The sequence below is a fragment of the Amycolatopsis sp. TRM77291 genome, assembly GCF_054166285.1.
Map to the genome: position 1 here is coordinate 8,819,887 of NZ_JBSZHF010000001.1, position 19,141 is coordinate 8,839,027.

Annotated in this window: 20 protein-coding genes; 1 reads left to right on the plus strand and 19 read right to left on the minus strand. The window is 66.6% G+C overall.

The window, feature by feature from the left end; translation table 11 throughout:
* Nucleotides 1-35 precede the first annotated feature (35 nt).
* The 10 genes from ACXIZN_RS41450 to ACXIZN_RS41495 form a co-directional block, all read right to left on the minus strand.
* Nucleotides 36-1,208, minus strand: coding sequence for a site-specific integrase (locus ACXIZN_RS41450; RefSeq protein WP_457960189.1), 1,173 nt, complete (start codon nt 1,206-1,208; stop codon nt 36-38).
* A gap of 122 nt (nt 1,209-1,330) precedes the next feature.
* Nucleotides 1,331-1,834: a VUT family protein gene (locus ACXIZN_RS41455; protein WP_457960190.1), complete on the minus strand. Its 504-nt coding sequence runs from the start codon at nt 1,832-1,834 to the stop codon at nt 1,331-1,333.
* 299 nt (nt 1,835-2,133) lie between these two features.
* A complete protein-coding gene (locus tag ACXIZN_RS41460) occupies nt 2,134-2,778 on the minus strand; it encodes a hypothetical protein (protein WP_457960191.1) in 645 nt (214 codons plus the stop codon).
* A 193-nt stretch (nt 2,779-2,971) separates the two neighbouring features.
* Complete coding sequence (locus tag ACXIZN_RS41465) at nt 2,972-3,592, minus strand: hypothetical protein (RefSeq protein WP_457960192.1); 621 nt, start codon at nt 3,590-3,592, stop codon at nt 2,972-2,974.
* Between the two features lie 29 nt (nt 3,593-3,621).
* Nucleotides 3,622-3,837, minus strand: a complete 216-nt coding sequence (locus ACXIZN_RS41470; RefSeq protein ID WP_457960193.1) for a hypothetical protein — start codon at nt 3,835-3,837, stop codon at nt 3,622-3,624.
* Between the two features lie 62 nt (nt 3,838-3,899).
* Complete coding sequence (locus ACXIZN_RS41475) at nt 3,900-4,640, minus strand: GP88 family protein (protein ID WP_457960733.1); 741 nt, start codon at nt 4,638-4,640, stop codon at nt 3,900-3,902.
* Between the two features lie 881 nt (nt 4,641-5,521).
* On the minus strand, nt 5,522-6,085 hold the full coding sequence (locus ACXIZN_RS41480; protein WP_457960194.1) for a hypothetical protein: 564 nt from the start codon (nt 6,083-6,085) through the stop codon (nt 5,522-5,524).
* Nucleotides 6,082-7,002 carry a DNA-processing protein DprA gene (locus tag ACXIZN_RS41485; protein WP_457960195.1) on the minus strand — a complete coding sequence of 307 codons (921 nt, stop codon included), beginning with the start codon at nt 7,000-7,002 and terminating at the stop codon, nt 6,082-6,084. Before ACXIZN_RS41485 ends, ACXIZN_RS41480 begins: the two co-directional genes overlap by 4 nt.
* Before the next feature lie 139 nt (nt 7,003-7,141).
* Nucleotides 7,142-8,320 carry a hypothetical protein gene (locus tag ACXIZN_RS41490; protein ID WP_457960196.1) on the minus strand — a complete coding sequence of 393 codons (1,179 nt, stop codon included), beginning with the start codon at nt 8,318-8,320 and terminating at the stop codon, nt 7,142-7,144.
* Nucleotides 8,317-8,709 (minus strand): response regulator transcription factor, encoded by a 393-nt coding sequence (locus ACXIZN_RS41495; RefSeq protein ID WP_457960197.1) that lies wholly within the window; start codon nt 8,707-8,709, stop codon nt 8,317-8,319. Before ACXIZN_RS41495 ends, ACXIZN_RS41490 begins: the two co-directional genes overlap by 4 nt.
* Nucleotides 8,710-9,684: 975 nt before the next feature.
* Here ACXIZN_RS41495 and ACXIZN_RS41500 point away from each other — a divergent pair.
* Nucleotides 9,685-10,092, plus strand: a complete 408-nt coding sequence (locus tag ACXIZN_RS41500) for a hypothetical protein (RefSeq protein ID WP_457960198.1) — start codon at nt 9,685-9,687, stop codon at nt 10,090-10,092.
* Nucleotides 10,093-10,888: 796 nt separating this feature from the next.
* On the opposite strand, the gene ACXIZN_RS41505 is transcribed toward ACXIZN_RS41500, so the two are convergent.
* From ACXIZN_RS41505 to ACXIZN_RS41545, 9 genes are all read right to left on the minus strand, one after another.
* Nucleotides 10,889-11,536, minus strand: coding sequence for an HAD family hydrolase (locus ACXIZN_RS41505; RefSeq protein ID WP_457960199.1), 648 nt, complete (start codon nt 11,534-11,536; stop codon nt 10,889-10,891).
* Nucleotides 11,530-12,351, minus strand: coding sequence for a trypsin-like serine protease (locus ACXIZN_RS41510; protein ID WP_457960200.1), 822 nt, complete (start codon nt 12,349-12,351; stop codon nt 11,530-11,532). Before ACXIZN_RS41510 ends, ACXIZN_RS41505 begins: the two co-directional genes overlap by 7 nt.
* A 106-nt stretch (nt 12,352-12,457) precedes the next feature.
* Nucleotides 12,458-13,534: a S1 family peptidase gene (locus tag ACXIZN_RS41515; protein ID WP_457960201.1), complete on the minus strand. Its 1,077-nt coding sequence runs from the start codon at nt 13,532-13,534 to the stop codon at nt 12,458-12,460.
* 218 nt (nt 13,535-13,752) lie between these two features.
* The gene (locus ACXIZN_RS41520; RefSeq protein ID WP_457960202.1) at nt 13,753-14,232 is read right to left on the minus strand and encodes a hypothetical protein; all 480 of its coding nucleotides are present in this window, start codon (nt 14,230-14,232) and stop codon (nt 13,753-13,755) included.
* Nucleotides 14,199-15,086 carry an SAM-dependent methyltransferase gene (locus ACXIZN_RS41525; protein WP_457960203.1) on the minus strand — a complete coding sequence of 296 codons (888 nt, stop codon included), beginning with the start codon at nt 15,084-15,086 and terminating at the stop codon, nt 14,199-14,201. Before ACXIZN_RS41525 ends, ACXIZN_RS41520 begins: the two co-directional genes overlap by 34 nt.
* The gene (locus tag ACXIZN_RS41530; protein ID WP_457960204.1) at nt 15,083-15,991 is read right to left on the minus strand and encodes an SAM-dependent methyltransferase; all 909 of its coding nucleotides are present in this window, start codon (nt 15,989-15,991) and stop codon (nt 15,083-15,085) included. Before ACXIZN_RS41530 ends, ACXIZN_RS41525 begins: the two co-directional genes overlap by 4 nt.
* An 84-nt stretch (nt 15,992-16,075) precedes the next feature.
* Nucleotides 16,076-17,083 carry an ABC transporter substrate-binding protein gene (locus tag ACXIZN_RS41535; RefSeq protein WP_457960205.1) on the minus strand — a complete coding sequence of 336 codons (1,008 nt, stop codon included), beginning with the start codon at nt 17,081-17,083 and terminating at the stop codon, nt 16,076-16,078.
* 98 nt (nt 17,084-17,181) lie between these two features.
* The gene (locus ACXIZN_RS41540; RefSeq protein WP_457960206.1) at nt 17,182-17,814 is read right to left on the minus strand and encodes a hypothetical protein; all 633 of its coding nucleotides are present in this window, start codon (nt 17,812-17,814) and stop codon (nt 17,182-17,184) included.
* A 64-nt stretch (nt 17,815-17,878) separates the two neighbouring features.
* Entirely contained in the window at nt 17,879-18,724 is an 846-nt protein-coding gene (locus ACXIZN_RS41545; protein WP_457960207.1) for an SAM-dependent methyltransferase, read from the minus strand.
* Nucleotides 18,725-19,141: the final 417 nt, after the last annotated feature.

Sequence of the window (19,141 nt, forward strand, 5' to 3'; positions counted from 1 at the left end):
GACATTTGCTCACTGCAGGTGATCAACATGTGCGTTCAGAATTCACGCACAAGTGCGGTAGAAATTCGCGGACATACTCCGGGACGGAGCTGGAGCAGTTCCTCGTGCTGTGCGGCGGGTTGAGAGATCGCGCTGGTCTGTTCCGCTTTGAGCTCGCCGACCTGCAGCGTCAGCTCGCTGATACGGGCCTTGAGGCGGACGTTCTCGTCTTTGAGCCGGGTGATCTGGGCTTCGCGCGGGTCTGGTCGGTGATGGTTGTCGCGCAGGCGGGCACCGACTCCGTCAGCTCCGGTCACCACCAGCGGCGGCCCCAGCTTCGGGTCCGGGTGCCACGAGGAGCCCGCTGCCGCCAGCGGTCGCTCGAGCGCGATGTAGCGGTGCAGCGCGGACAATGCCTCGTAGGACACCCATGTTGTCCTCTGCTTGCGGCCCTTGGCGATCGCCGCCGCAACCGGCAACGGAATCGGCACCATCGTCGGATCCGGCGGCAACGAAGGCACCTCATGGACGAGCAGATAAGTGAACTCCTGACGCCTCAAGCCGCTACTGAGCACCAACTGCGCCACCGCTGTGTTGCGGCCTGGCTCGAGCCCCCGGAACCCAGGGTCTGCTGTCCCGTCGGGCCGTAGACCTTCCAGCGCTTGGACGAACAGCTCAGCGAAGTCCGGTTCGAGGTGCTTGACCGTCACGTGCGCCTTCGGCGCACGGACCTTGGCCAGATTCCGTTCGACCCGTCGGGGCATGTCCCGGACCACGCGCAGCGCGGTCGCGTAGCTGAACGGTTCGGCCAATGTCAGTCCTTCAAGGACTGCCCAGCGATAGAAGGCCGCCACCACGCCGACGTGCAGGTTCCAGGTCGCCGGCGCGAACCGCGCCGCCAGCTCGCCGGTGAACCTGTGTTCCGCGTAGGAACTCAACGCGCCACGCAGACGCGGCCGGCCTTCGAACACACCCACCCCGCGGTCAGCCAGGAATTCCATCCATGCGCGCAACGCTCGCGCATAGACCTCCCAGCTGTTAGGCGAATGCACCCCGGCCGACGGTAGTTCCCGCAGCCACCGATTCACGGTCACTGTCGGACGCTGATCGACGCCGTCCTCGAACTGAAGGTCCTCGTCGATCAGGATCGGCATGCCATCGGGCAGGACAGGACGATGCTCCAGGCTCCACGTCTCCCAGCCCGAGGACGAATAAAAGATCAACTTCATGGGCGGAGAAGCTAGAACCGCGACATGCCCTGCCGCAAACGACAAGCACTGGCCGAAGCCCAGCTCCAGCCTCAATGCGAGACACGCAGATTGTGCCGACACAAGAGCGCCCAGGTAGAACTTCACGGCGGCGCCGGTCTGCGGTGCGTGAGGGAGAGCAGCGTGACCGCGAGGACGGTGGTGACGACTTTCCCGACGAGCTGGTCCAACGAACCGAAGGCCAGCGGGAGGAACACCAGGGTGTCGACAAGGAGGCCAAGCACGTTCGAGAGGCCAACGGCGGCGAGTTGGCTTCGCCGCCGAAGCGGGGTGTAGACGGCGAGGTCGGCGAGCTCGGACAGGGCGAAGGCGGCAGCGCTTGCTAGCGCGACGCGTGGTTCCGCGATCAGGCCGGATACAGCCGCGCCGCTGGCGACGGCGAACAGTGCGGTCCGGGAACCGGCTGCGTCCTGCAGCAGGTCTCGCATGGTGAAGATGAGCCCGGTAAGTAGCGCGCCGGCGGGAAGAAGCAGTCCAGCGATCGTCACTGCGGGCCAGAGGGAGGTGGTCCAGTTCGCGGCAGCGATCGTCATCGTGTACCCGGCGAACAGGATCGTTCCGGTGAGCGAAAACCGATCGCTGCTCACGGCGTTCTCGAAGCGAAGTCGATGTCAGTCGTGGCCGCAAAGGAGAGCGCTGAACGGTGGCGCGGGGCGACGCGCGAAGCGGGAACGAGGTGCGCGCACGCAGTGGGCTGCAGGCGGGGGACCGGCGGGGGTGGGGAGACCGGAGCCGGAGGGCTACGCGATGGTGGGTGCCGTGGCGTGGTCACAGGCAACCTGCGCGGCTTGCTCGGCGAGCAGATCAGCGAGGGCTAATGCGATGTCGGGGCGAGTGTCGNTGCAGGCGGGGGACCGGCGGGGGTGGGGAGACCGGAGCCGGAGGGCTACGCGATGGTGGGTGCCGTGGCGTGGTCACAGGCAACCTGCGCGGCTTGCTCGGCGAGCAGATCAGCGAGGGCTAATGCGATGTCGGGGCGAGTGTCGATGCTCCACCGGACGACGTGTTCGCCTTGGCGCCACAACGGCTGAATGACTTGAGCTGTAGCGAACAGCGGCTGTCCGAACTTTCCAATCCCGGCGGACTTCGCTTCCGGTTTGACGTCTGTGCCTAGCTTGATCGCGACCGATTCGAGGACACTGTGCAGGTCGGTGGCGTCGCGGCGGCGGCGGTCGGCGAGGTCGCGCGCGTCGCCGAAGAACTGGATCACCTTCGGCACGAGCCGCCGTCGCAGGTCCTTTCCTACGTCCTGCGGGAGCCGTGTCGGGGACACGGTGACGAGGGGGCGGGCAGCGCCTTTGGGTTGGTGAGGGCTGAGGTCGGTGGACAGCCAGGTCTCGAACACGAGCCTCTCCCCGCCGGTACGTTGCTCGAGCGCGATGGCGACGAAGCCGCCTTCAGGGCCGGTTAGCGTGGCGACCTCACCGGTGCTGTGCGGAGGCGAGATCTGCCACGGTGGCCCCAGCGCGTCGGCGACAGCGCGCAGGTATTCGCTGAGTTCTGGGACGGCGCTCCCTTTTCGATGGCTCATTGATCCTTCTTCAATCGTGGAGGCAGCGATGCGGCTGCTTCGTGAGGGCATTGGTTGATGTGTCGTGATCTTGAGGTCAAGGCCGCGGCAGGCTTCCGTCCCTGTGCACGGGCGACACGATGCGTTGCACTTTCCCTGCGACCGCGGCGCTGGAGCGTGGACGTAGACGTGGCAGGCCTGTAGTTCGGGACGGTTAGGGAAGTTCGGCCGCCGAGGTTGCCGACGTGCGAGGAATGTCGGCGCTCCGGGATAGTGCGTAGATCGTCTCGGCGAGGCTGAACGCCAGTTCTTTGGTCGTGTGAAGCGTCCACTCGACCTCGGAGTTGGACCGGACGCGGATCCGGCCGCCGATCGGCGGGGAGTGGCGCCCTCCTCCGAAATCCATCGCATCCTGATCGTGCTCGAAGTGGTGGACGTCGGGCAGGATGCCGACCAACGTCTTGATCGTGTGCGACTTCTCGGCTTCACGGAGTTCGTGGCGCACCTTCGCCGCGGCCGCGAAGACCAAGCCTTCGCGGTATGCGGGTAGGAGGCGCCGGGTGATGTCGCCCGCGATCCGTGCGGCGGCCTTGTCCCGGCTGACGGTGATGAGGTGACGAGGTTCGTTGTATCGCTGAAACTGGTAGTCGAGCGATCCGTAGACCTCGAGTCGGTCTCGTGTTGCAGTCGTGGTTCCTGGTCGGATATGGATCTTCTCGCCGTCGGTTCCGTACAGGTAGGCGTCGGTCCCGTTGTCGCGAACACCGTTTCCTGTCTGCCAGTCGCCTTCGAGGTGTCGCGCGATCTCTCGAGCAAAGTGGCGCATGCCGTTCATGGATTCTCCTGCCGTGTCAGGGATTTGGGTCATGAAGTGAGGAAGGTGGCGACGAGGCTCGCGACTCCTTCCTCGTCGCGTGTGACGGTTAGGAGGTGCGTCGATCCCTTCCGGAGCGTGCATACGTATTGGCCGTTGTCCAGGACGATGTCGAGATCGAAGAGGCCGCCGGAGGTGAGGTTCTGACGGGTCCAGGTGCCGCGCTTGCGGGTGAACCCGTTGGCGCGCAGAACAAGGTCGAGCATGGTGGGAACTCCAAACGGGAGTCAGAGTGGCCATCGCGGCAGAGGGCTACGGGCCGATTCAACTAGGCGTTGGTGTCGGCGGAGGCCGCGGTGCTACTGGCCCGTGCGCGACGCTCGGCGCGCGCGGCCTCGACGCTGGCCTGCCAGTGGCTCCAACGGCGACCGGCCTGCTTGGCCTTGAAATGAGCGATGTTATTGGCCGGGATTCCGACCGGTGCTGGTCCGATGACGGCGAGTAGGTCCGAGTGGGACTGCGAATGCCACCCCGCGTCATCGATGGCGGCCTCGTCGGCGAACACATCGGCGACACGGTCGACGGCGGGATCTAGTGTGTGGTCCTGGGTGCCGCCGTAGGAATACACCCACCAGAAGTTTCTGGGTGGGCGTGGCTCGACGAGATCCCGGAACATCGCTACTTCCTTGGTGTAGGCGTAGAAGCGAGTTTCGGGCCGGGCCGCCATAACTTCGAGCCAGGCTGCGAGGTAGGCGCGGGAGAAGAAGTCGCCGCTGTCGTGGATCCTCACCCAAGCGCCGGTGAACTTGTTGTGGGACAGCTCTTCCTGCATCGCTGTCGTCCAGCCGGGAAGATCGTCCAGAACCAGCATGAGGTTCTTCTGATGGCGCGCTTTGACGTTCGGGAAGAGGTAGGTTCCGTTGCGGGCGTAGCACGCCTGTGCGCATACGCCGGCTGATGGGCAGGTGTTGTAGTTCCGCCCGTCGGGTAGTTTTCCCGCGAAGGCGGGAAGTGACCAGTTCCAGATTCCGAGCTTCTTCAGTTCGCTGTTCTGCCGCAGCAACGTCATCATGACCTCCGTCCTCATGCGACTCGATGCATGGGGAGGCCACACCAAGATCCTTCAACTCCACCGTACACCGATCTCGCGGGGTGATGGACGCTGTTTGCGCCTGCGGGTGCTTAGCCTTCGCCCAACGGTGCAGTGCTGTGCGCGATGCTGGCGATCTGGTCACCTGCGAGGTCGAATAGGGCAGCGGTGGTGTTCTCGCCTAGCTCCTGGATCAGTCGGGCTATGCGGGGGCGCACAAGATCCAGGGGGCGCTGATGGTCGGTGCGCAGATGGATGACCACGGTTGGCTTTGCGGGGCCCGGCACCTTTGAGCGCGCGTGCGAGCCAGGTGGGAGCGTGGAGGTCCTTGGCGGCGGCCGCCTCGTCGGAGTCGACGTCGATGCCGAACTCGGCGAACCAAGAGTTGAGTATTTCCATGACGTCCCCGCCGCTCCAGCCAGTCCCCTTGTCGAGCCGCTTGAGGCGCGCGAACAAGTCCAGGACGGCGGCAGAAACAGCGAGTCCGCCGATATCGGGCGACACGGAGCCCGACCTCGCGGCGGACGTCGGGTTGCCTTCGGCCTGGTCGGCGTGGAGCCCGGCGAGTTCATCGTAGATCGGGGTGGAGAGGTCTTCGCCTGGAGTGGTCACGTCGCGCTCGTGGTACGTCATGCGGCTATTCCATTCCGGGTTGGTGGGGTCAAGCTGGCAATAGGTGAGGTTGTAGGTGACGACGGTTGTGGGGTGCTCGGTTAAGGCCGTGAATCTGGGCGGGAGCGAAACTCCGCGGCGGCCGATTCCTGTACGGCATCGGCGAGCTGGACGGGAGGAGCGTGGCTGTGAGTCGCCGCCGGAACCGGGACCTGAAGCATGGGCCGGTTGAGGAGAGTGCACGGCCGTTAGGCGTGGCGCGGCAGGAGGCGGGGGATCTGGCCGTGTCGCTCCTCGTACGCTGCGAGGCGCGCGACCGCGGCCTCCCAGTCGTTAGCGCGTTCGGACTGGTGCACTTCGACGAAGGCGTAGGACAGTTCGTTGCGGAGCTCCGGGCACACGGTGCGCGCTAGGTGCATGCACCGCCGGTGCATGGCGCCGCCAGCCGCGACCTCACCCTGCAGGACGGCAATCCAAGCGTTTGAGGCGGAGGCGAGGCAGCAGCCGCACACCTGACACAGCCAGCGCTGTTCGGCTTCGTCGAGCCGGCCCGAGTTGAGTGCGGCCCACGCGACGCGATCACCGATGATGGGAGCCAGCCACGGAACCGGGCGGCCGTCGACGACCTGCCGAGGCCAGCCGCGGGCAGACTGGCCCTTCTCGCTCACAACGTATCCCGCCGAGATCCCGTCGCACGAGCATCCTTCGGTGAGGCAGTACACGTATTTCGTGTCGTAGAGCTCGGCGTCGTATTGGAGTGTCAGCGGGCCATGATATTCAGGACAGGCCGGGAACGGCGCCTTGAGGGTCATGATTCCGGCGTCTTGTCCGGCGTGGGGCGCTCGCGTCGAGTCAGCGCAGGAACACACTTGAGAATATCTTCGGCGTCGGTGATCAGCGTGGCCCGCCCCGTGCGGATCAGGTAGTGAGACTGATTGAACGTCGAGGTGTTGACGGGGCCGGGAAACGCCAGAATAGGACGACCGATGATCTCGGCCTGCTCGACCACACGCATGACACCATCGCTGGATCCGGGCTCGATGATGACGCATGCGCTGGTCAAGGCGACCAAGAGCCGGTAGTGGGCGTCGGCATGCGATGTTGGGGAAATCGTCAGTGGGTTGTGCTCGCTGACGACCAGAGTGTCGGGAGACCGGCCAAGGACGAGGGTTTCGTGGTGGGCGGGGTAGTCATTGCGGATCCCGCTCCCCAGCACGGCGACCGAGGCTGCCCGGGCGTTGTGAGCTCCGCGGAGCGCCAGGCTGGCGATACCGGAGATGCCGCCGCTCCAAACGTTGATTCCGTGCCTGGACAGGCCTGCGGCGATGTCCATCGCGTAGATCTCGCCGTAGGTGGTCGGGCGGCGGGTGCCGACGATCGCGACCGAACGCTGGGCAAGTTCGTTCAAGCGTCCGGTGCCGTTGACCCAGAGTGCGAGCGGCGGGCAGAAGGTGTTGACCCTACTTTGCTTTGTCGGCCATTCGTCGTCGAGCGGGGTGACAAGGCGGTGGCCGTGCAGCGCGGCGGCCGCGACGGCGTCGTGTGCGGCGCTGTCGTGGTCGCCTGGCCGCTGCTCGGCCAGCACCGTCAGGGGCGCGCGGTCGGCGGAGATCTGCCGGACAGCTTCGATGGCGCCGACCTCCCTGACGAATATGGCCGTAGCGTTCGCGGGCGGCGCCGCCGATGAGAGTAGGTATGCGTAGGCATGCTGGAGTGTCGCGGGACGCATGGTGTGCTCCTATCGAGAAATGGTGTGAGTGGGGTCGGCATATGCAGCGACAGCGTGGCGGTGAGTGGATGGGCGGCGCGAGCTATCGCGGTGAAGCTGGGCGGCCGGTGAGCGCCGAGCATCGGTGCCCGTGGGAGGTTCAGGGCAGGTCGAATAAGGTCTCTCCGGTGAACGCCGCCCAGTGCTTGGCAAAGTTTCGGCGTTCCTTGTCCGCGGTTCCGGCGAGAGTCGCGCCGATGAAGTGTTCGGTGCGCGGATAGGGGCCGTCTGTAGCTTGCCGGCGGATCCATACCCGGCCGGTTTCCTCGGGGACACCGACGTTGTCGCGTATCCATGCGAGTGCATCGTTGCGGGTCCCGGTGAATCTCACGCGCGTTGAGCGCCAGCCAGGCCCCTTCTTGTTCGGGTCCGCCGCTTGCGGGAAGAACAGACGTCGGACTTCGTAGACACTCCACTGTGAACGGTCGAGCTGTCGCTCGAACCGCGTCAAAGCGACGACGTTGTCGTCTTCGACGAGGCGGTCGTAGAGACTGTGGCGGCCGAACATGCGGCTGCGGGGATTGAAGAACAGCGCGCGAAACTCGGTGAGCAGTGCCTCGACCGCCTTGTCGGGGAAGAGTCGCATCCGGTCTTTGAGGTCGGGAAGTGAGGCTTGTGAGCCGGCGAAGGGGCAGAACGAGCATGCGGACTTTTTCCACGTGACACGGAAGGCCTTGTGCAGGCGGGCGAGGCATCGGGAGCGGGACCAGTCCCAGTCGATGAGCGGATGGAACGGCTTGCGTGTCTGGGTGGCGTAGACGTCGTCCTTGTCGGCGCGGCCGGTTTCGTCGCGGTTGTAGCCGATCGCATGCCGGTACTCGCGGTCGGGAAAGGCGGTGAGAATGAAGCGGTCGAGCACGAAGCCCTTGAATTGGAGCGAACAGCGGCGGTCTGATAGTTGGGGAGTGATGCCGTTGACCGCGTTGTGTTGCGCCAGCGTCCACGGGCCCTTGCTGTGCATGGTTCTGGGACTTCGTGTGTCGTCTAGGATTTCAATGCCGTCAGACTCAAGCGGGCCGCGGCGCGACAACTGAATCAGGCGGACACCTCGGTCGCGCAGCAGCGGCAAGATGTAGCGTTCGGAGTCGCGGAGCGTGTCATTGAACTCCGAGCCGACAACGGCGTGCAGCACCACCAAGTTCGCCGGATCAGTACCGTGGTCTTCAGGGTTCGAAAGTATTTCGGTCAGGTAGGCGGAACTTTCCACCCCTGCTCCCCATGACACGATGTCGGGCGGCGGGTCGACAGCGGGTAGCGGAAACAGCGTCGCGGCTGTCATAGCCGACGCTGGCTTCGTGGACGGGGCGGCTGTGTTGTGTCCGATGTGGCCGTGCGTTGTCTGGCAGGCCGATCGCTCGGTGGCGGCGAATCTGCGGCGGGATGTCCGGGCGGAATCTGCACCGTGAGGTTTGGTGCGGGGGGTGTCAACGGGGACGTGGCTTGCTCGTCTGTTGAGTGAAGCCCCTGGAAGATTCCAACGTGATAGGCGATCGCGACGGCGTGGGTCCGGTTGCTGGCCTTGAGCTTGTACAGAATGCTCTTCATGTGAGTGCGGATGGTCTCGGTGGAGCGAAAGGTCTTGTCGGCGATCTCACGATTCCCAAGGCCTCGCGCGACGTGCTGGAGGACTTCCAATTCGGTTGGTGAAAGGGGCATTCTGTTCCGCATCGTTCGGCCCTTCGCTGGAGGGGCTGGCTGGTCGTCGCGGCGCGGTGCGACGACCAGCCAGCCGAGCCGGGGCGCGGCACGTTGGGGGGACGTGCGCGGCTCGGGACCCGGCTCATTCGGGTGGCTTCAGCAAGCGATCCCGGTTCGTAGGGACGGAGTGTGACGAGCAGTCCCTGTCTCCCAGGCGCTGTCTGGATCAGGAACGAGGCGACTGCCGATCATCATTGAAAATTGCGTTGTCTCGTCAGAGGATCGGACCGTGCATTTGGAAGGCAGCACGGCGCTGCAACACTTAGGAGACCGCCTTGGGGGTGTGCGAGGTGGACAACGCGGTCTCGAAGCAGGCCCACCTGCGGCGGCCTGCCGACGTAAAGGGCTGAGACTCCCTGGCCGGCCGCCGCGGGTGGGTCTGCTTGAATGCCGTGTCCACCTCGTACACGCACGAGGCGTGAATCCCACTCGTCAATTCACTACTCGCAGGCCCGGTGCGCTGGAAAGGTTCCTAGGTTGTTGCGCACGAAGCTGGCGCAGACCGAACGGGTTTAGCTCTGCTACGCCGTTCGGCTCGGGGGCAGTCTGCTGAGACTCTGCTGACAGGTCGCGGCGCCGGGAAGGCTTCAGCGCCGAGGCGGCAACCTAGCGCACGCGTGGCAGTCACCGATGTACACAGAGTGATAGTCAAGATATCGTCTGAAAAAGTTGACGATATGGCGTGTTGTCGGCACACTGGGCTTAGAGGGTCGTTACGGAGTTACCCGTTCGGGACGGTGCTCCAGGCCTTCGAAGCGGCGCCTCCTCTACCCCCTGGTGGGCGCCGTAGTCCGGGAGGCGGTTCCAGGGGAGGGCGCCGTCTCCCGGACTCCCTCATGTCATTTCATTTGGTGTCGGTGCGGCGCGTGACTCGACAAGCGGTACTTGTCTGGTTTGTGTCGTCGGTCCTCCCTGTAATCAGTCGTCTCTTTGGGAGGAAGGGCTATGGGCAACGGTTTTCGTGATCTGGGTGCTGCGCGGATCCTCGCGACGGTCTCGGCGGTGGGTGCGCTGGCGTGCGGAGTTACGTCGCTCGCCGCGCCAGGTGCCGCGGCGGCGGAGCAGCCTGTCGTGTCGGCGGCGGCATCGGATTCCTCGGTAGCCGTCGACGTGACGGCGTCGAGTTCTCTGGCTGTCAAGGCGAAGGGCGCTGGTGCGCAGTCGCGTTACCAGTGCATCGCGCGGGACAACACGCCACTGTGGTACCACGGTGCGATCTTGAGTTGGTCCAACGCCGGACAGGGGCTATATGACTTGATGGACTTCGGTGGGCAGCGGATTTGGGCCAGGCTCTGGGGCGGTGGCGGGACGTCATACCAGATCGACCGATGGAACGTGGGCTGGTGCGGCTGAGGCGAACTCCAGACCTTTCGGGTTAGGAAGCTGCCGTTGATGAGTGTCTGGCGCCCCGCCACGTGAATGGCGGGGCGCCAGAGACTCATTGGAGCTATGGCTGCCAGCGGACGCGAAATTAAGCTGGGGCTGCTCCAGAACGGGCGTCGCTGGAGCGACAGGCAAGCCGAAGCCGAGGCCAACCGCGCGCACTGGCGCCCACGGCTCGCGTCAGGTACCTGACCTGGGACGACATGCCGAACCGGCCCGGCCGCGTCTGCCCGACCGCCGACGCGCCGTCCCTACCGGTCCGTGCCTGACCTGCCGACGCGAACAACGGCGCCACACCGACCAGGTCTGAGGCGCCGCCGCCGAACGCGGCTACGGCCGAGACTGGAAGAAGAACCGGGCCGCCTACCTCGCGAACATTGGCTGTGTGCGCAGTGCCGGGCCGGTCCCGGTCGGTGGCGGGTGGCCACAAACGGACTCTCCCGTACTGCCTCCCGCTCGACAGCCTGCTGTCGCCGGTGGTATCCGGGCATAGGGCAGGTGGGTTGGGATCGTTCACGCTGTGCTCCTTTCCCTGCCGCAGAAGCGGAGTTGGTGCCACAGCAGCGGGAGTTCGGGCATGGCGGTGTCGGCCGGATGAGGTGTTGTCGTGCACGTCAAGGTCGACGGGATGCCGGCTGCGCGACGTCGCGGACCCGGCTGTGGCCGCGAGGTGTTCGCAGTCGGCGGCGGAGGAAGATCACGACCGATAGGGTCATGGCCACGATGGCCGGGAGGTGTCCGGGGCGGGCCGGCCGGTGCCTGGTGCTCACGCGGCCTCACCCGCCATCGCGGCGATCGCGGTGGCGGCGCCGCCGAGGTCGGGGACCGACGTGGCGCGGGGAACCTGACGAAGATCGGCGGGCAGGGTTTCCCGGGTGGTGACTAGGATCGCGGCTGCGCAGTCGGCGGTGAGTGCGCCGCGGATGTCGTCGTCGACGCGATCACCGATATGCACGATCTCGCGGACACTGATGCCGTGCGTGGCGGCGATGGTGTTCCAGCCGTGGGGTTGGGGTTTGCGGGAGCCGAGCTGGTAGCTGGCGAACACTCCGTCCAGATACTGTCCACAGTGGAGTCGGAGGTCGTCGAGCCGTCGTGGTCCGGCGATACAGGACACGTTCGTCAGCGCGACCACGGGCGCGATCGCGGCCAGGCGAGGCAAGGCGGCGAGTGTGCCGGGGTAGGGCGTGAAACCTCCGGTGTGCCAGGTTTCGGGCCAGGCGTGCTCGGGGATGAGCAGAAGTTCGCGCACGTGCCGGGCGATCCCGGGAGTTAGCTCGGGGGTGACGTGGAGGAGGGTGCGGTCGACCTCGGCGGCGTACGTGGGCGCCTCGGCGATCTCGCGGAGTAGGTCGGCGGTGCCGGGCCGGTCGAACTCGCCGAGTGTGTGTCCGACGTCGACGGTGATCAGCACGGGGTCACCAGGCCGGAGGTGGTGGCGGTGGTCCATGCCAGGTGCGCGGTGATGTCGGTGAGGATCATCGGGACGGCGAACGACAGTTCTTCGACTGGTCCGCGGGAGATGAGGCCGACTACCTCAGGCTCACCGGCGTCCGTGGTGTCCGGCACCCGCAGGACTGGTTGTCCGGAGAATCCCGGTCCGAGGACAGAGCCGGTCGGGAGCGCGGCGGCGAGTTCGCCGTGGCTGAGGCCGAGGTTGAGGCCGCTGCGGGGGTCGACGATCGCGGTGTCGATCTGAGTGAGGGTCCCGTCTCCGTCGTTGCCGCCGCGCCAGCCGAAGGTGCGCACGGCCTGGCCTACTTGGGCGGGGGTCGTCGCGATCTTGATCGGTGGCAGGTCGACGGGTTCGGCGAGCCCGACGAGGCAGATGTCGCCGACGGCGCCGGGCAACCGTCCCAACCGGTGGGGCCGGAACGGGCCGGGAGTGGGTGCGTTGATGCGGCGTGTGGTGCCGGAGTGGAGGTCGCGCCCGCCGATTCGGGCGTAGAAGTTCTTCTCCGCCAGCGGGGGTTCGTCCCGTTTGCGGCGGATGTCGCTGAAGATGTGCGCACAGGTCAGGATCCAGCGATCCGAGATCAGGACACCGCCGCCGCTGAGACGGTCGCTGTGGCCAGGCCGGTTGGGGCAGTCGTAGTAGAAGGCGACCGACCAGGGGACCTCGTCAGTGGCGGGGCCGAGGTCGGGCTGGCGGGCGAGCGTGTCGAGTGCCGCTTGGTAGAAGCGTGCGCTGTCGCCGCCGGGGGTGGCCTTCTGGAAAAGCTTGAGCACGAGAAGTCCTTGTGATGGGTTGGACGTTGGGCTGTCGAGGGAGAGAAAAGCGGGTGGTGCGGATCGGTGACAGCGGGACTGAGCTGCCACCGATCCGCTGTAGTGCTTATCGCGCGAGCGTCAGATCCGCCTGCGTGACCTGGGTGTGCGGGTCACGCTTGTGCATGGCGCGGATCATCCAGAGCAGGAACCGCGGTTCGGCGACCTTGGTGTAGATCGTGGAGCTGACGCAGGATTGCGTGTGCGACCGCGACCCGAGCCCGATCAGGACCCAGTCCCGCCCCTGCCGCTGCAGGGCGCCGCCACCGGAATCACCGGCACACGCGGTCCCGCCGCCCGGGGAGGTGCCCAGGCAGGTCTCGCCACGGCCGATGCCCGCTTCGGCGCAGTCGCCGTTCGGGGCGATCGGGACGTCGAGCTGCCGCAGCCACCGGGGTGCCGGGGCACCCCAGTGAGACGGGTCCGGGTCGGTCATGCCCCACCCGATGATCCGGGCCGGTTTCCCGGCCCTCGGAGCACCGAGCTTCGCCGGCTTGACCATCCATCCCGGGACCGGCTGATCCAGCTGAATCAACGCGATATCCCAGATGTAGCCGCCCGCGTCCGGCATACCCCACTCCCAGCCCTGCGGAAGCGAGATCGACGCGACGCGGCGGACGGCGCCACCGGAATGCCGGTCGGTCGAGCCGATCCGCAGCGTGTACTGGGACGGATCCTGCGGTTCCGCCTGCGTCCCCACTCCGGCCCGCCGCGGGGCCGGCGCCTGCTGGAACGCCCGCCACGCCAGCTCGCCTGCCTTGTCCGCGCGCTTCGGCGCGGGCGGCTGGATGGACAGGCAGTGCGACGCGGTGAGCACGTACCGCGGGTGGATGAGCGCACCGTTGCAGGTGTGCCAGTCTTTCCAGCCGTTCTTCAGCAGCTGGATCGACCCGGCGCCGGCGTAGGCTTCCGGCGCGCGTTCGCCACCGACGATCATCGGCGACACATCGTTGCCTCCGGGGTCGGTGGCGGCCGGGCTGGTGGTGCTGGCGGGCGCGGCGATCGCCGCACCGTGGTTCCCGCCGTCGGCGGCAGCGACCGGCGCGCCACCGAGACCGAGGCCAGCGGCGAGGAACGCCGCCAGGGCGGCCACGGCGACGCGGAACCCGCCACGGCGGCGGGCTCTCGTTCGTAGTTCTGTCACTATTTCCCTTCTCGAGTTGCTTCCTGACGCTCTCCGCGGGCTTGCGGGGAGCGCGCCTGTGGGCCACCGGGAACACCGGTGGGCGCGGTGGGACCGACGTCATCGCAGCGTCGGAGATGTCGATCAGCTCGACACGACGCGTCCGGTAGGCGTGATCCCGTCGCGGTCGTGGCGCTGCTTCCGGCCACGTCGTTTCGACGTCCCGCGGTAGCCATGTCTCAGCCGTGGTCGTCGCCCGTGCTGTGGGTTGCCGGATTCGGAACGGCTACGGGGCTTGGTCCGTTGACGCGGGGTGGACTGGCGGTGCGGGCGGCGTCGACGAGCTGCCGATACAGATCCGGCTCGGAACCGACGCGTGGAGTCTGCGCCACGAACGTCACCGGTTCACCGACCTCGGAACGGGCCACGACGATCCGGACCGCCTGCTCGGTGTCTGCGGCCACGAACAGGTGCTCGCTCGGACCGCAACGGTGCGCGATCCGGCGATCCAACAGACCGGACAACCACGCGCCGGCGTCCTCGCGGTCCAGCACCACGGCATCGGTGACCTCAGTCAAACTGCAGCCGTTCACTTCCATCGCGGCGTGGTCGACAAGATCTGCGAGCAGGCCGTGCGGCTCGGACACTTGGCTGTCGACGGACGTGGTCCCCGCCGCTAAGGCGGTCACGACGAGGCCCGCGTCGCGATCGCGCACCACACCGGCAGTTCCGGTCCCGCCAAATCCGCGGGCGGAGGCCCAGCCCACCGCGAGACTGGCGCGACGCCGGGGAACTCGACATCCCAACCCGTGCCGTCGAACCAGCCTTCGATCTCAGCGGGGGTTCGCAGGGTCAACTCCGGTTCGGGTGTCGCTCTCAGGTGCCTGGCGAGGTCATCGAGCGCGGCGGCCGCCGCGCTCCCCGCGGGGGCGGCACCCAGCGCGCTCACGCCGAGCACGCTGCCCTCGGCAAGCTCGTGGTCGTAGGCGCGGATGAGGTCGCCGCCGTCACCGGGCCAGTGCGACGGGTCGCCGACCATCGTCAGGCACACCGGCTTACCGAGGTCCAGAGCCCAGCCGTCGCGGTCGTGCATCGTGTGCAGCGGCCGGTGGACGTCGTGGACCGGGGCCAGGATTGTCGCGGCGCGGTGCTGCTCGCGGAGTGCGCCCTTCTGCTGGGCGCACGGGATAGTCTCCCGGGCGACCAGGATCGTGGTGGGTGACGCGGTGTGGGCTTTGGCCATGCTGTGCGGGGTCGCTTGGTCCGGGCCCAGGGGCAGCTCGGCGCGTAAGACGACGAACTGCGTGATCCCCTTGACCTCGGCCGCATGGGAAATGACCTCCTTGAGGAACAGTCGCTGCGCGAACACGCTCCAGCCATATCCCGGGACGTCGGCATCGATCCATGCGGCCAGCTCCCGGTCGGCGACGAAGGTCCCGTCGGATCGTGTGCCCAGCAGCCGGTCGAGGAGGGCACCGTTGACGCGCGCGACGGTCGGGTTGTCGGCCTCGGCTTCCTCATTAGGGACGGTTCCCTTCGGGGTGAGGAAGTACGGGTCAGGCGGTGCGGTCATGCCGGGTTCTCCTGGATACGGGCTGGTTCGCTGCGTCGGGGACTGCGACGGGGATGTCCCTTGCGGGGCGGGCGGCGGGCCACCACCGTGAGCAACTGCGGAGATGCGCGCCCGGCGGGCAGGGCCGGGCCCGCGCCCCGAGCGGACAGGCACTCGACGCCGCCGAACCGGAGGAGCTCCCACGCATGTGGAACGGTGAAAAGCTGCTCCAGCTCTGCGGCGCCGCGCAGTACCAGCGGCGAGTCCAGGCAGCTGGTGAACGCGATCTCCACGGGCAGCGCCGGCCTCCCTGCGCCGGTTGCCGGGGCCGGGGACGAGATCTGAGTGACCGCCACCCAGCTGCCCGCGGGCAGGACGTTCCACAGCTGGGACAGAACCACCTCCGGGTCACGGGTGTGCTGGAGCGCGGGGGAGAGCAGCACACAGATCGGCTCGTCGAGCGTGATGTCCCTGTTCAACGCGGCTGTGCGCAGACACATCTCGATGTCGGGATAAGACGATGTGCAGTCGACGCGTGGGAGGTCCTGGCAGATCGTGAGCAACCACGTACGGACGGCGCGTTCGATGTCATCGACCAGATACAGCACCCGACAGCCCGCGTCGGCCGGGAGTGCTTCGTGTACCGGCCGCCACGGCGGCAGGTCCGGATCGACGACGACGAACTGCCGCAACCCACCAGCACGGTGAGCCTGGTCGGCGAGCTGGTCCCGGAACTCGTATTCGGCTGCGATCGTCGCCTCGATGCCGGGCATGCACGCGCGGAGCCGCCACGCCGCCGACAAAGCACCGAGGTCATCCCACCGGCCCCCGAGCGCGGCGCGCACCCCTGCACGGGTCACGATCCACTGTGGACCGTCCAGGGCGGACACGGCGGCGGTGTCGGGGTCACGAGGGTGTTCTGGCATCGTGGTGCGCTTTCCTGCTCGTAGACGTCGAATACGGGCGGCACGTGCGCGGTGCACACCCTCAGGCAGAACGGGGAAGGTGGGTTACCGGTTCGGCGGAGGTGCGATGATCAGATCAGCCATCCTGACCGGATGGCCGATCACGCCCTGCGTGTGCATCAGATCGGCCCACCGCTGCAATTGCGGCGCGGACGACGCGAGCGGATACAGCGGCATGGTCATCGTCTGGGCGTCGGCTGGGTCGACTTTCAAGTCCGTGACCGCGATGTCCCGGACGAGCCCTGGATTGGTGGTGGCTTCGGCCGCTGCCCGGCGCAGAACCGTCTGGAACGCGGCGATCTCCGCCGGATGCTGGCGTGCCCAGTCTCCGGTGGCAACATAGCTCCCGGTCGAGATCGCTTGCTCGAAGCCACCTCCGGCGACCGGGTCGATCAGCGGCATCAGGCCCAGCTTGGTGGCTTTGCCGATGTAGGGCTCGGTCAGCAGGGCGGCGTCGACCTCGTTGCGGGCGAGCAGCCCTGCCATGTCGGGGAATTTCGCCGTCGTCCACTTCACCGTCGAGGCATCGACGCGGTGGGTGGCCATCACGGTCCTGGTGAGCATGTGGCTCACCCCGTTGTTGCCGTTGTGCGCGATCCGCCGCCCGGCCAGCTCCGCCACAGAGCGCACCGAACCGTCGTTACGGACCATGATCCACATGTGTTTCGGTCCGGCCATCGCCGCTTCGGCGACGATCCGCAGGTCCAGGCCGGAATTCGCGACAGCGGTGATGATCGCGACGTCGCCCGCGTAGGCCAGGTTGACCTCCCCGGCGTTCAGCTTCGTGATACCGACTTGTCCGCTATCCGCGTCCACGAGGCTGACGGAGAGCCCGGCCTCGGTGAAATAGCCTCGTGCGATCGCATGCCGCAGGGGACCGGTGTCCAGCACCTGCATCGCGGTTACCTTCACCGCCCCGATCCGGCCAGGAGCTGGATCAGAGTCTCCTCCGAGTGCGCCGCACGCGGACGTCGACAGCAGGACTGCCGCGCCCAGCAGGGAGCCGAGGACTGTGGAGAAGCGCTTATGCCGCAAGCGAGATGATCTCATCATGGTGTCTCCGACATGGAACGAATGGGGAACGGGGACGGGGCGGAAGAACAGCCGAAACAGAGCCGGCGGCGAAGAACAACTGGGTGTGTGGCGGCGGCTCAGTGGTGCTGACGCTGCCGGAACGGGATTCTGCGGTGATGCTCGTGCTTCCTCAGCAAGCCGCGGAGGGCATCAGGACACCCACTGCGAGGCTGCAGACCCGGCGAGCTCAGCTGATCGCTGTGGAGCCCAGCTTCGGTGAGCAGCAGCCAAAGCACTGCGGCGCGGGAAGCTTCCGGGTCGCGGTCCTGGTGGGCGGAGGCGAGCATGCAATGCCACAGAAAGGTCGCTTCGGGATCCATGACCCAACCCCGGATTAGACTCTTGCGGGCCAAGTTCACGCGCTGCAGTGCTGTCCAGGCCACCGTGTACGCCGGCCTCTCGAGTTCGGCGAGCATGTCACCGACCGGCAGATCTCTCGACAGTGTCGCGCGGACCGCTAGGCCACACGGCTCGGCCTGCCGGGCGACCTCCACACCATCGGCGACGTCGAGCCGATCACCACGAATCTTCACCGCGCACTCGAGGACGAGCTCGGCCACCAGCGCGACCGCGACCGCACGTCTGTCCCGATGAGACTGACGCGTGAACACGTGGTCACGGCGATCTTCCCCGACGGCCGACAGCACCAGCGCAGGCAGAGACTTCGGGCCCTCGTAATTCAAAAGCGCCGTGGAATCCGTTGTGTTCAAGGTGTTCCTCCCCTACGAGTGAGAGAGCCGGTCGGGGCGGCCTCTCCGAAATGTGGGTGGGTGACTACGCGATCGGCCAGGACCGTCCCTTGTGCGCGACGCCGGCGAGGTTGAACCGATCGCTCGCAACCCGCTGACGGAACGGGCCGGGCGGATACCACTCCGGACACGGAACAGGTACGCGGTCGTCGGTCAACGCGTGAGGAACAACCAGAGGAAGGTCGCCGAACAACGCCTCGATGTCTGTCTGCGGAAGAAACGGGCGAGTCCCCAGACCGCGAGCCTCGAGTTCCTTGCCCGCCCGCCGCGCCGCCTCGGCGTCATCAGGGTCCTCAGGCGCGCACAGATGCGTCAGCGCCAGAAACGAACCGTCCGGAAGCCCGTCGATCTGTCCAGCCATGATGTCCTGCGCTGTCCGCCCCGTGCCGTCAGGAACGAACGGCAAGGTCGCGCAGTGCAGCAGCGCCACCGGCTCCCGCGGGTAGAGAGGGACGTGCGCTTCCTCATACAGCCGCCGGAAAAGGTCGGGATCGAACATGTCGGCGTCGACAACACGGACAACGGAATTGGCCGAGTTGGTGGACGTGTCGTACTGGGACAGTGCATGGGCGACGATGACCGGTTCAGATTCAACATAAACAACGACAGCATCAGGGTTGGCCCGGTGAATACGCTTGTGCAGCGGGTCCCCGTCCACCGCCCACTGGTCAGCTCCGCAGACAACGAACGTTCGGACCGGTGTACGCCGGAGCATCATCTCGCAGACCCGTACCTGAAACCGACGGTCTTCCTGAAACAGGCGCCTCGCCGTAGCCGCCCCGTCCGGCAGCGTCGCACGGACCGCATTTGCAGCCTGCCGGTCCTCCTCGTAGTGGTCCTTGCCGCCCACCAGCGCGTCGATCAACCGCACACGACTGGGCCCCTGGTGAAGCGCCAACAGCTCTGACGGCATCTGCCGCGGTATGGCGACGTCGGAAGCCACATGCATCAACCCCTCAAAATGTGATGGGGTGATCTTGGTAAGGGGACAGGCCGGGGACCAGGAAGGTCAACCGGGCGGTGACCGGAAGCAACCGGAAGGTCAGATAGGTTGACCTGCGGAAATAGCGGCTTTCGTTCGGTGAACTCTCGACGGACCACCCATCCGGCGTAGCCTCTGGATTAGGCGGCTTGCTCCCTGAATGACGGCTATGGGCATCGTGGGCCTTTGGGTGTCAACGTGCCCGATAGGGTCGAGCAAGATATGGGTGACCCCACGGGCTGCTGCGCGGTGAGGAGTTCAGGACGGATGGCGAGCCCGGTAGTCAGTGGTGGACGATCAGAGAGG